Annotated in this window: 13 protein-coding genes and 1 tRNA gene; 8 read left to right on the top strand and 6 right to left on the bottom strand. The window is 35.2% G+C overall.

Annotation, left to right across the window (positions count from 1 at the left end; all coding sequences use genetic code 11):
• Positions 1–3 precede the first annotated feature (3 nt).
• Genes ACYT6F_RS12380 through ACYT6F_RS12370 form a run of 3 tightly spaced genes read left to right on the top strand, consistent with a single transcriptional unit; the run spans position 4 to position 2,162 of the window.
• A complete protein-coding gene (locus tag ACYT6F_RS12380) occupies positions 4–759 on the top strand; it encodes a UbiA prenyltransferase family protein (protein ID WP_472597976.1) in 756 nt (251 codons plus the stop codon).
• 3 nt (positions 760–762) lie between these two features.
• Entirely contained in the window at positions 763–1,842 is a 1,080-nt protein-coding gene (gene recF, locus ACYT6F_RS12375; RefSeq protein WP_472597975.1) for a DNA replication/repair protein RecF, read from the top strand.
• Positions 1,843–1,865: 23 nt separating this feature from the next.
• Positions 1,866–2,162, top strand: a complete 297-nt coding sequence (locus tag ACYT6F_RS12370; protein WP_472597974.1) for a hypothetical protein — start codon at positions 1,866–1,868, stop codon at positions 2,160–2,162.
• Here the strand turns inward: ACYT6F_RS12370 and ACYT6F_RS12365 are convergent.
• Genes ACYT6F_RS12365 through ACYT6F_RS12355 form a run of 3 tightly spaced genes read right to left on the bottom strand, consistent with a single transcriptional unit; the run spans position 2,140 to position 5,916 of the window.
• Positions 2,140–4,170, bottom strand: a complete 2,031-nt coding sequence (locus ACYT6F_RS12365; RefSeq protein WP_472597973.1) for a recombinase — start codon at positions 4,168–4,170, stop codon at positions 2,140–2,142. The two genes, ACYT6F_RS12370 and ACYT6F_RS12365, sit on opposite strands and share 23 nt — an antisense overlap.
• A 13-nt stretch (positions 4,171–4,183) precedes the next feature.
• On the bottom strand, positions 4,184–4,828 hold the full coding sequence (gene mtgA, locus ACYT6F_RS12360) for a monofunctional biosynthetic peptidoglycan transglycosylase (protein ID WP_472597972.1): 645 nt from the start codon (positions 4,826–4,828) through the stop codon (positions 4,184–4,186).
• A 41-nt stretch (positions 4,829–4,869) separates the two neighbouring features.
• The gene (locus ACYT6F_RS12355) at positions 4,870–5,916 is read right to left on the bottom strand and encodes an ABC transporter substrate-binding protein (protein WP_472597971.1); all 1,047 of its coding nucleotides are present in this window, start codon (positions 5,914–5,916) and stop codon (positions 4,870–4,872) included.
• Positions 5,917–5,964: 48 nt separating this feature from the next.
• Here ACYT6F_RS12355 and ACYT6F_RS12350 point away from each other — a divergent pair.
• Positions 5,965–6,041: transfer RNA gene (locus ACYT6F_RS12350), tRNA-Arg, on the top strand.
• A 143-nt stretch (positions 6,042–6,184) separates the two neighbouring features.
• On the opposite strand, the gene ACYT6F_RS12345 is transcribed toward ACYT6F_RS12350, so the two are convergent.
• The 3 genes from ACYT6F_RS12345 to ACYT6F_RS12335 all read right to left on the bottom strand — a co-directional run bounded on the left by ACYT6F_RS12345 (position 6,185) and on the right by ACYT6F_RS12335 (position 7,683).
• On the bottom strand, positions 6,185–6,670 hold the full coding sequence (locus tag ACYT6F_RS12345; protein ID WP_472597970.1) for a hypothetical protein: 486 nt from the start codon (positions 6,668–6,670) through the stop codon (positions 6,185–6,187).
• Between the two features lie 129 nt (positions 6,671–6,799).
• Entirely contained in the window at positions 6,800–7,018 is a 219-nt protein-coding gene (locus tag ACYT6F_RS12340) for a CsbD family protein (RefSeq protein ID WP_472597969.1), read from the bottom strand.
• Positions 7,019–7,122: 104 nt separating this feature from the next.
• The gene (locus ACYT6F_RS12335) at positions 7,123–7,683 is read right to left on the bottom strand and encodes a helix-turn-helix domain-containing protein (protein WP_472597968.1); all 561 of its coding nucleotides are present in this window, start codon (positions 7,681–7,683) and stop codon (positions 7,123–7,125) included.
• Between the two features lie 166 nt (positions 7,684–7,849).
• Between ACYT6F_RS12335 and ACYT6F_RS12330 the strand changes: the two genes are divergently transcribed.
• Genes ACYT6F_RS12330 through ACYT6F_RS12315 form a run of 4 tightly spaced genes read left to right on the top strand, consistent with a single transcriptional unit; the run spans position 7,850 to position 12,147 of the window.
• On the top strand, positions 7,850–7,981 hold the full coding sequence (locus ACYT6F_RS12330) for a hypothetical protein (protein ID WP_472597967.1): 132 nt from the start codon (positions 7,850–7,852) through the stop codon (positions 7,979–7,981).
• A complete protein-coding gene (locus tag ACYT6F_RS12325; protein WP_472597966.1) occupies positions 7,982–9,007 on the top strand; it encodes a glycoside hydrolase family 130 protein in 1,026 nt (341 codons plus the stop codon).
• A 34-nt stretch (positions 9,008–9,041) separates the two neighbouring features.
• Positions 9,042–11,321, top strand: coding sequence for a glycosyltransferase (locus ACYT6F_RS12320; RefSeq protein WP_472597965.1), 2,280 nt, complete (start codon positions 9,042–9,044; stop codon positions 11,319–11,321).
• A gap of 22 nt (positions 11,322–11,343) precedes the next feature.
• Positions 11,344–12,147, top strand: coding sequence for a hypothetical protein (locus tag ACYT6F_RS12315; RefSeq protein WP_472597964.1), 804 nt, complete (start codon positions 11,344–11,346; stop codon positions 12,145–12,147).
• Positions 12,148–12,305: the final 158 nt, after the last annotated feature.

Below are 12,305 nucleotides of genomic sequence, written 5' to 3'. Positions count from 1 at the left end.
TAAATGAATTTCTTAAAAATACTGAAAAAATCCGTTATAGACAGCCAATTGTATGTTTCTTTAATGGGGACCCTTTTTGCAGTATTCTTCATGGAGGAGCAAAACACATTCCGTTATCCTACTGTTTTCCTGATTTTTATCACCTATTTCAGCGGATATCTCTACACCAAGTACCAGAAGACAAAACATTTCTTTAAAATACTGATTCTGAATATTGTTGCCGGGCTGATTTGCGCTCTTTTAATTATTTATAACCATAATGAAATACGCCTGATAAAATGGGGTATCATTGTTTTTCTGGGACTTCTCTACAATAGTTTTTTTCTTGATCTTTACATCCGAAAAATCCCCTTGCTGAAAGTATTTTATGTCGGTCTGGTCTGGGCGCTGGTAAACTGCTGGCTTACGTTGCCGGAATTTAATATTCCCATATTCCTGATCAGTTTTTTATTCATCACCGCATTGGTACTTCCGTTTGACATCCGCGATATGAAAGTAGACACAGTAAAGACTTTTCCTGCTCTTATCGGCGTTCAGAATACCAAGTACATTGCTTATATCTTAGTATTTCTGAGCATGATGCTGGCTGCGCAGTATCTTACTTTTTATAGTGCGGTTTCTTTTTTCCTGGCGGGTATTGTTACTTATATTTTTATCTATTTTTCTGAAAATGAAAGAGATGATGCGTATTTTTCTTTCGGTGTGGAAACCTGCTCTGCACTTCCTTTTTTATTTTCAGTAATAATGAAGTATTTTTGACGAATGATTATCAAGAAACTTTCGCTGTATAATTTTAAAAACCATTCTGAAAAAAGATTCGAGTTTTCGCCGCAGATCAACTGTTTTGTGGGAAACAACGGTGTCGGGAAAACCAATATCCTGGATGCGCTCCACTACCTTTCGGTAGGAAAAAGCTTTTTGGGAAACACCGATCTTAACAACATCAGGCATGAAGAAGACTTTTTCACCATAGATGCAGAGATCATCAATGAAGACAGTGAAGACGTCATTAAAATTTCACAGCCGAAAGAAGCCAAAAAGATCATCAAAAAAAACGATAAAAGCTATGACCGGCTGGCCGATCATATCGGATATCTGCCCAGTGTCATGATTTCGCCTTATGATTCCAACCTGATTTCGGACTCGGGAGAAAGCAGAAGAAAGTTTCTGGATTCAATGATCTCACAGACCGATTCCGAATATCTTTTTGACCTTATCCAATATCAGAAAGCCATTCAGCAAAGGAATGCGCTGTTAAAATATTTCGCCAAAAACAGGATTTGGGACAAAGATTCCCTGGAAATTTATGATGATCCCATTACCAGAACCGGAACCAAGATTTTTATGAAAAGAAGAGATTTTGTTGAAAAGCTCAATCCTATTGTCCAGAGTTTTTACCAGATTATTTCGGGAGGAATGGAACATGTCTCGGTGATCTACGAATCACATCTTCTGGAAAACTCTTTTGAAGATTTGTTGAAAGAAAGTCTGGAGCGTGACCGGATGCTTACCTACACGTCCAAAGGTATTCACAAAGATGATCTTCTGTTTGAAATGGATTCTGTCCTTATTAAAAAAATCGGATCACAGGGACAGCAGAAATCGTTTCTGATATCCTTAAAGCTTGCACAGATGAGCCTGGTGAAAGAACTCACCAAAAAGACGCCTATTCTGCTGCTGGATGATATTTTTGATAAGCTTGACGATACCAGAGTTTCTCAACTGATTGAGCTGGTAAACCAGGAAAATTTCGGGCAGATTTTTATTACAGATACACATCGGGAACGTACGGAAAATGTTGTGAAAAAAATTAACGAGGAAAGTATTATTTTCGAATTATAATCCGCTGATCAACAGAATTTATCATGAAGAAGAATAAAAGACGCGAATACCAGTCATCTGAACTTGTGAAATCTTTCGCAAGAATCCATGGTTTTGAAGACAAACTGATTGCTTTTGAAATCAGGGATTTTTTGGAGGAATATCTTGATGAGAGCCTTTTCCGGGAAATTAAAAGTGTAAATATCGAAGACAAAATGGTAATTATCAAAATCAATTCACCGTTGTTGAAAAACGATTTTCAAATGCGTAAAACTTTTTATCTGAAGAAATTCCAGGATAAGTTTGGTGCTGAGAGATTTAATGATCTTCAGATTTTGTAGGAATAGTATTGTTCATAAGATCATCCGTTTTTTTGTCCAGCCCCGACTGTAAAGGAATGAAAAACCGAAGCGGATTTTTCAGGAAATACCTGAAAATACCTTTATAAATCTCACTTACCTGTCCGAAATTAAGCTTCCTGGATCTGAAAGCAAGGAACATCGATAAACTGAAACTTACAGCAAAGTTGAAGAATCCGATCAGGAAGACGGTAAAGAGAGAGATGCAGAATGTATAGGAATCTATGGTAAAATCCTTTCCGTAAAGTCCTAAAGCAAAATTGCCTGCAGCAAACGTAATGTGCCTGATATCAAGGTCAAGCCCTAAAAACAATCCTACGGGAGCCGTTGCGCCAAGAAACACCCCAAACCAGAAATTCGAAACGATACCCGGCCAGTTTTTAGCATAATAAGCAGATAAACCTTTTGCAAAGTTCTTCCCGAATAATCTTCTTATGGAAAGGTTTTTTGCTATTCTTTCCGGTATCTGATAAAACACGGAATTGTTGCCGATGTTCCCTGAAATAATCCCTGAAATGAAAAGGTAAAATCCGGCAATGCATGCATGCAGTACTGCCTTGGAATTAAAGGGATCGAGATCTTTAAGGAGTTTATCGGATCTTTCTGCGGCGAGATTTTGTGAGAAAAACACGTCAAGACCGTAAATGATAATCAACGCTATCGGAAAGGATAAAAGAACATTTCCTACAAAAGCAATGAACTGGCTCCGGAACAGTTTGGAAACAAGATGGGCAAATTCTTTACTGTCGGTTTTAATATTTCCTTCTTCCGACAAGACTTTCGTCATAGTAGCAGCCGTCATGGCAGGCTGTTTTGTTGCCAGGGTAAACCCCATGAGATAGATCATTACAAACCCCATCGCATAATTCATGGAATACAGGAACGCGTGAGAAAAATCGCTTCCGGGAATATATCCGTAAAGCATTTTCAAAACACAAAGCGCTCCTACGATAATTCCGCCGCCACTGGCTTTATAGAACATCGTCATATATTGTCTGCGGGTAGAAGTAATATAGTGTGCTCCCGTTTCTGCGGTATGATTGGTAATAAGATGCGAAATCAGCCTCGTACTGTCGTTGATGAGTTCCGAAATATTATTCCTGTGAGATTTATAGCTTAAAATATTAAATACCAACTGCTTCGAATTGATTAAAACATCTTTTTCCTCATCAATTACCAACAGCTGTACAGTTTCGTAAATTCTCTGAACCTGTTGGCGGATTTTCAGCAGAGACTGGTTGATCTTCCCGGAAATTCCGTATTTGGAGGAGTTTTTAAATGAAATATTTACAAATTCCAGACATTGTTCGATATAAATTTTAATCTGCTTATAGCGGCTGTCTTTAGAATGCAGCTGCAGTTCCGGATCTTTCTCAAATTCTGCGGCAAGCTCTTCGAGCTCATTCTGCAAAGCGAGAAAAGGATTATCGAAATTACGATACTGAGGAGCCATCCTTACAACCTCAACTTCCATTGCAGACCCTGTAACACGCCATGAAAGAATGTTCATGGAAAAAAGCAGCTCTTTTTTTACGTCAGGCTTAGTGATAAAATCGGATATTCCCAGAATGGTAAAAAGTTCATCAATCTCATTTTCGGGCAGATTCTGGAGGAATTCGAGGTCTTTTTTCGGCGTAAAGCTTACATTGTCGATCATATACCAGATCGTCTGTTCGTTCACAACCGGAGGCAGAACTTTGTTAAGAATTCTTTTTTTCAGCTCGGGAACGAATGCATTTTCGGATAGAATATTCGCTTCCGTTAAAGACAGATTAAAGCTTTTATCCCCGAAAATATTATGGATATACTTTTTAAAATTTCCGGCAACCTGAGGATTGTTCCTTAGAAAATTGATAACGTCTGTAAAGTCCGCACTTTTAGCGCTCTCCAGAAATTCCGAGAAAGGTTCAAGAGAGGTCGTCTGGTTCTTGAAAGAAAAGTATTTCTTAAGAACAGACTCGAAATTTGTGCCGGATTTAAAGAGTTTCATTAGTGCAAAGATACTATTTCAGACGCACATTCCTCATTTGTCTCATGATCCAATTGTGTTTCTTTCGTAAATAGGCTGAAGGATTTTTAGGATCATACTTTTTAGGATTCGGCAATACGGCTGCTATCCATGCTGCTTCCGAGACGGTGAGATCTTTTGATGATTTCCCGAAATAGTACTGTGAAGCGGCCTCGACCCCAAAAACGCCCTGCCCCATTTCAATGGAGTTGAGGTATCTTTCGAGAATAATGTCTTTGCTCCATACTTTCTCAATGATGAAAGTATATACTGCTTCAAGCCCTTTTCTGAACCAGCTTCTTCCCTGCCACAGAAATATGTTTTTTGCTGTCTGCTGCGAAATAGTACTTCCTCCTCTCAGCTTTTTGCCTTTTTCGTTATGCTTCATGGCCTTCTCAATGGCGGTATAATCGAATCCGTCGTGAGAGAAAAACTTTTGGTCTTCGGAGGCAATAACGGCTTTTTTTACATTGTTTCCCATTTCATCATAAGAAATGTAGTCTCTCTGCAGTTTTCCGTATTTCAATATTCCTCCTATCTGGGTAATGGTGATGGGCGGGTTGAAGAATCTTCCCCAGACAATGAATACTACATTCAGGATGAGGATGATGAATATGATGCGTTTAATTGTTTTCCACATAATTTAAAAATGAAAAGCCAAAAATAAGCAAATAGTCTGAGTTATTGCAACTCTTTCATGTAGGTAAGGTGATAATCGGGTAAAAGCCCGGGATGCAAAATTTTAATATAATCTTTTAATACGAGATCTGAGCGTACCACTCCGCTTTCGAAAAAATCATTGGCCTTTCCTTTCTCTTTTCCGGTAACTACATAGATCTTTCCTTTATTGAAAACGTTTAATTTGCTGTAAACAGGATTCATCGTAAGCATTTCTTTTTTTGAAGGATGGTTTCCTGCATTAATCCAGTACTGAACCGCGCCGGCTTTAGCAAAAACCTCCTCAAAACTCATTGTAACCGCTTTTTCTTCGGTATTATCTTTTAAAATATAACTGGCATTGGCGTCTGAAATGAAGTGGGCTAAAGCTGTATTTCCGCCCGGAAGATACCATATATCACCATACATTTCGTTAGCCAGAACGACAGGACGCTCTTTAGCTTTTGAGGCTAACTGCTTTAATTCCTGATAGTTTTTATTAATTTCATCATATTTGGCGGCTGCTTCTTTACTCTTTCCGAAGAGTTTCCCGAAAAGTTTGATATAAGCTGCCTTTTCCAATGGCTTCTGCTCCAGGTATTCATCTAAAAAAATAACCTGAATTCCATTATCTTTTAAAAGTTTATAAGTATTGTCGAAGCTTGCAATATGATTGGTAAAAATGGCGTCCGGCTTTAAAGAAAGTATTTTCTCGACATCATATTTCTGTTCGTTTCCAACATTTTGAATTTTGCCTGCTGCCACTAAATTTTGAATTTTATCGGAATAAATATACTCCGGACTTGCGACACCAATAATGAGATTTTCAGCGCCAAGTGCTGTTATATAGCCGGCCATGCTTGCATTCAGCAGTATGATTTTCTTGAACGGAAGCTGATTTTGTCTGAAATTATAGGTGAAATTTCCCGACTGGATATGTAAATTCTCGTTTTCTTCGCTGTACTGAACATGGTTTGAAATTAAAACGGGTTCTGAAGCTGATTTTTTTTGTTCTCTTTTACAAGCCGTTAGCGTAAAAATTGTGATTAATAGTAAAATTCCTGGTTTCATCTTTCAAAGAAAGCAAAAAAGTGTTATATTTGCAAACCATTAATCAACGGCCTCGTGGCGCAACTGAATAGCGCATCTGATTACGGCTCAGAAGGTTACAGGTTTGAATCCTGTCGAGGTCACCATATTTGCCAAATGGCGCAAACTGTCTTCAGTTTGCGCCATTTTGATATTTTTAGTTTGGATATACTCAATATACCAGATTACGTTTTGTTTTAGAATAGTATATCTATTGGATACTGATAAATTGAAACTTTTATTGGTAAAATCAGATAACATCATAGTCGTTTAAAGTTGTTACAAAATGATAATCAATAAAACTTTTATAAGCCTTGCATAATTCCAACAATTCTTCATTGCTGTGGCATTCAAAATTAAAATCGTCAGGAACATCAATTGTATATTCCGTTATCATTTCTGTATCAAGAAGATCAATTGCCATCAGATCATTAAGTGAACTAAGCAGATTATTTTCTTTCAGAAAAGGCATTTTCTGCGTGACAGAGTTTTTAAATTTATACAATATAATTGTCTTCATTTTTTTATTTTTTACTTCTTCGAAAGTAATGAGCTGGATTCTAATAGAGGAGAGATACTGCTTAAAGTCTTTCATTGTAATATTTTTCTCGTTCGGTGACATAAATAATGGAGTCTCATTTAGTAGAAAATACAATTCGGGATATAAAGACTGGATTTTAGCCGTTACATTGAAGATCTGTCCGGTAAGATTCTGCAAATTATCCGTTGATTTCATATCTTTCTATTTAAACGAAACATAATACTATTAGAATAAAAAAGGACAGGGACTAAAAAGTGCCCGTCCCCTTTGTATTAAAACCCCTTTAAACATATTGAGCTGTTTACCGGAATTATAATAAGCTCATTATGAAAGTTGAGTGTTATTAAGAATCTTAATAACCTCTTCACGGCTTTTGCTTAGTTTATTTTGTAATCTTCCTAGCAATTCATTTTCTTTTCCTTTTTCAAGCACCAAATCTGAATCTTTAAGTTGTGAAAACTTTTCTTTTAACTGTTTTGATTGCTCTTTCCAATCTCCTGTAATTTTAAAAGCCTCATGAGCCTTATTGTGATTTGTAATCATAATTCGAATTTTTGTGTAACAGAATTATTACAATCCAAAGGTGATCTATTTTAATCTTATCCCGCTACACATTTCAATAATAAATTTACATATATCACACTTTTTTATAAGTCTTCTAAATTTTTCAGCCGTTTCTGCTTTAGCTGTTTGTAGAAAGAAGGAGAAAGTCCAGTTATTTTTTTAAACTGGTTGGAAAGATGCGCAACACTGCTGTAATTAAGTTTATAAGAGATTTCAGTAAGATTGAGTTCATCATACAAAAGAAGCTCTTTTGCTTTTTCTACTTTATTAATGATTATAAATTGCTGCAAAGTCATTCCTTTCACTTCGGAAAATGTATTGGCAAGGTAAGTGTAATCGTAGCCAAGCTTTTTACTCATATAATCTGAGAAATTTTCTTTCGGAAGAGATTCGGAATAATGGATCATTTCTGTAACCGCATTTTTTATTTTTTCGATCAGAATGCTTTTTTTATCATCCAGTAATTCAAGTCCGGTTTTGAGGAGATTTTCTTTTAACAACTGTCGCTGTTCATCCGTAATATCATCCAATATTTCTACAAGTCCTAAATCTACTACGGCATTTCTGATATTCAGTTTTTCAAGCTCGTGATGAACCACCATCTTGCAGCGCAGGCTTACCATATATTTTATATATAACTTCATAATCCTTACCGTATTTCGTGTTTGTCAATCCATATGTTGACAGCCATCCTTTCAAAGTTAGTCCTTTAAATTTTAATAACTATGATTTATGTAACAAATTAAAAGACTATTACAAACCTTTCTTATTTTAATAGATGACCTTTACATATAATAAAAATATTTTAAAATGTCAAAAGAAAAAGATACAAAGAAAAAAACAGATAAAACACCTGCGGCAAAATCATTAAAAGAGAAGCGGGAAGCCAAACAAAACAAAAGGAAAGACAAAGAAAATGAAAGTCGCAAAGCAACAACCTAAATGATAGAAATAAAAAAAGAAGTTATACTCAGAAAAACCAATTTAAGATTTGAAAACGAAGGGGTTTTAAATCCTGCTATTATTAAGGAAAACGGCAAAATACATTTATTTTACCGCGCTGTTGCTAAAGGTAATTTTTCAACTGTCGGGCATTGCGTATTATCAGATCCGCTTACGGTAGAGAAACGGTCAGATTCACCCATTATTGTTCCTGAATCTGAATACGAAAAACACGGTGTAGAAGATCCTCGAATTGTAAAAATAGATGATTTGTTTTATCTTACTTACACCAGTTATGATGGCATTAATGCTTTAGGAACACTAACGACTTCAAAAGATCTCAAATCCTGGAAAAATAAGGAAATTATTGTTCCAAAAATTTCTTATGAAGAGTTTAAGCTTTTATCAGAATCAGAGGATTTAATCCCGGATAAATATAGAAGATACAACGAATTTCAAACCAATCATCCTCACAGCGATCCTGTTTTTTTGTGGGATAAAAATCTGATTTTCTTCCCAAGAAAAATAAACGATAAATTTTATTTCCTTCACAGAATACGACCTGACATTCAGATTGTCAGCATAAAAAATATTGAAGACTTGAATTCTGATTTCTGGCAGGATTACTTTTCACATTTTAAAGACCATGTTCTTTTATCTCCAAAATACGATCACGAATCAAGTTATATCGGAGGTGGATGTCCGCCAATAGAAACAGAATACGGCTGGTTGATGATTTATCACGGTGTTTATGACACCATTAACGGTTATGTTTACAACGCTTGTGCAGCTTTATTGGACATTAAAAATCCGGAAAAAGAAATTTCCCGACTTCCTTATCCACTTTTCAAACCCAAAGAAGAATGGGAACTGACGGGTGAAGTTAACAATGTTTGTTTCCCCACAGGAACCGTCGTGGAAAATGACAGACTGCATATCTATTATGGAGCCGCAGACGAAAGAATTGCTGTTGCCTCACTCAGTATTTCAAAGTTATTGAAAGAGCTGATGATGTACGCGGTATGAAAATTATTCGTTAAAATTAAAAAAAGAAATTAAAATGAATAAAAATATTAATTCAGACATGGAGGACAAAGCAATTAGACAATCTTATAATGGCATAAAACACAAAACCTACGATAAAAAAGAGATTGTTTTTGTAAGTACTTTTCCTCCAAAGGTGTGCGGAATCGCCACTTATACCCAAGATCTCATAAAATCTCTTCAAGCAAAGTTCGGAGAATCTTTCAAATTAACCATTTGTCCGATGGAAACAGAAGAAGAAAATTATGAATATCAAGAATTTACCGAGTATAAATTAAATATCTCGGACGCTTTTTCCTACTTGGAATTAGCCGCAAAAATCAACAAAAATGATGCTATTGAGTTGGTGATGATTCAGCACGAATTCGGATTTTTTAATGAAACCCAAAATGGTTTGTTACTTTTTCTCAAGAACGTAAAAAAAGATATTATTATCACTTTTCACACTGTTTTGCCAAATCCTGATAAAGAGCTGAAGGAAAAAGTGAAAGAAATCGCAGATTCGGCAAAATCTATTATCGTAATGACATGTATTTCAGCGGACATTCTTTTGAACGATTATGACATTTATCCTGATAAAATTACGGTAATCCCTCACGGAACACACCTTTTGCCTTTTGTAGACAAAATTACTTTGAAAGAAAAGTATAATCTTAAAAATAAAAAAGTTCTTTCCACTTTCGGATTATTAGGTTCCGGAAAAAATATTGAAACGACACTGAAAGCCTTACCGGAAATCATTGCTAAAAACCCTGATGTTATTTTTTTAATTCTTGGCAAAACACATCCTGCATTAGTAAGGCATGAAGGCGAAAAATATCGTGACTTTTTGGAAGACCTTACCTGTACCCTTCATCTGGAAAACAACATCCGCTTTATCAATGATTATCTTCCACTCCAGGAATTATTAGAGTATCTCCAGCTTACCGATGTTTATCTTTTCACTTCAAAAGACAGAAACCAGGCAGTAAGCGGTACATTTTCCTATGCAATCAGCAGCGGATGCGCCATTGTTTCTACTCCAATTCCACATGCTTTGGAAGTTTTAAAGGAAGACACGGGAATTATTATTGATTTTGAAGCTCCGGAGCAGTTGTCTGTTGCGGTAAACAAATTATTAGAAAATGAAAGCAAACGGGAGGAGCTACGTCAGAAATCATTGGAAAAAATGGCTCCGACAGCGTGGGAAAATTCATCTATCTTACACGCTTTGTTATTTCAGAAATTAAGAAATAATAAAACAGAACTTAGTTATACTCTACCGGAAATCGATCTTGGGCATATTCAAAATATGACAACCGATTTCGGGATGATCCAATTTTCAAAGATCAGCAGACCGGATATCAATTCAGGATATACGCTGGATGATAATTCTCGGGCGATGATCGGTATTTGCAGACATTTTGAAATCAGTAAAGACAAATCAGACCTGCAATTAATTTCAATTTATTTAAACTTTATTAAATTTTGCCAGCATAAAGACGGGAGTTTCCTGAACTATGTAAATGAACAAAAACAATTCACTAATCAAAACTATGAAACTAATCTGGATGACTCCAATGGAAGAGCAATCTGGGCTTTAGGCTATTTGATTTCATTAAAAGAAATTTTGCCACAGGAATTGTCTGAGAATGCGGAAAAAATCATTCAGAAAAATCTTGTCTGGGCAGAAAAAATCCATTCTACAAGAGCAATGGCTTTTATTATTAAAGGATTGTATTATCAAAACTCAGAAAACAACCTTCCTTTATTAAAAGAATTAGCAAATCGTCTGGTGAAAATGTATCAACATGAAGCAAAAGACGATTGGCATTGGTTTGAGAATTATCTGACCTACGGAAACAGCGTATTGCCGGAAGCTTTACTCTGTGCGTGGATTTCTACTAAGGATGAACTTTACAAGCAAATTGCTGAAGAGTCTTTCCAGTTTTTAATCTCTAAAATTATGATTGATGACAGCATAAAAGTGATTTCCAATAAAGGCTGGATGCAAAAAGAAAATACTGAAAATGTACCACCACCCATTGGTGGAGAGCAACCTATTGATGTTGCCTACACCATTCTGGCTTTATCTTCATTTTATAAAACTTTTAAAGATGAAAAGTATTTGCAAATGATGAAGAATTCCTTCAATTGGTTTTTGGGGAAAAATCATTTGAATCAGATCGTTTATAACCCTGCCACGGGAGGTTGCTATGATGGGCTTGAGGAAAAAAATGTAAATCTCAATCAGGGTGCAGAATCTACTGTCAGTTATCTGATGGCAAGGCTTAGTCTGGAATTTTCAATAGAATAAATAACTTCCTGTGATGCTAAAAATGAAACATACACTTAATAAAAGGAAAACTAAATTTCGTCTGCTCAATAAAAAAAACAGCTTGAATAAAATCTCTCATACTGAATTTGTCTCATTGCTTTATATCAGAAATACCAATATCGCGCTAAATAAAGATCTGGAAGAAATTCTTCGTATACTAAAAGAGCTACAAAAATCAAATAAAAAATCAAGATTGGTTTTTAAAACCAATTGTACACTGACTAAACATATTCTTTGGGAAACCATTATCAATGAGATAAATCAAAATCTTATGTATATCAAACTCCAAATTGAATACATAAAAGAAAATACTATACAACCAAACTACTTTAATTATTCTCTGTTTTGGCAACAGAATAATATTTTCATAAAAATAGTAGAAGACAATTACGCAAACCTGGAGCTATTAGGAAATCAAATTCTCCCAAAAGAAGAATTACAATACTGGAAGACAAACATTTGTAATATGCATGATGAGTTTTTTCATCTTATGATTTCATTTTTAAATATTTGTAAAATAGAGCTAAACTTTATCAAAACCCATTCTCCTCACAATCTATCAGAGATCATGCAGAACGTTGTTGTAAACATTCCGAAAATCAAAAATAGTGATAGACTTAAAAGGTACGAACAAATATATATTGAGGCTTTAAAAAACTATAAAGAGGAATTCAGCGAAAAACTTAGTTTTTGGAATGTCGTATTAAAAGCTCTGACAATTAATAAAGATCAATCTCCTTCAGAACAAACAATGCTAAAAAGATGGATTGACGGCAAGGATAGAAGAAAGATTAATAGCGTTTAAAATATAAGATTCCGGATTGTTCCGAAAACTATTTTTTATTGAAGTTAGTAAAATAATCTGTTCAATTATTTCCCGATTGAACATTTTATTTTCTAATTTAAAATCCCTAATCATTAAAATTAACATATGAATACTATACGCTTATATAAATTTAAAGA

This window comes from Chryseobacterium sp. NG-CE01, from assembly GCF_055695505.1.
This window is presented reverse-complemented; position numbering and strand designations above follow the sequence as displayed.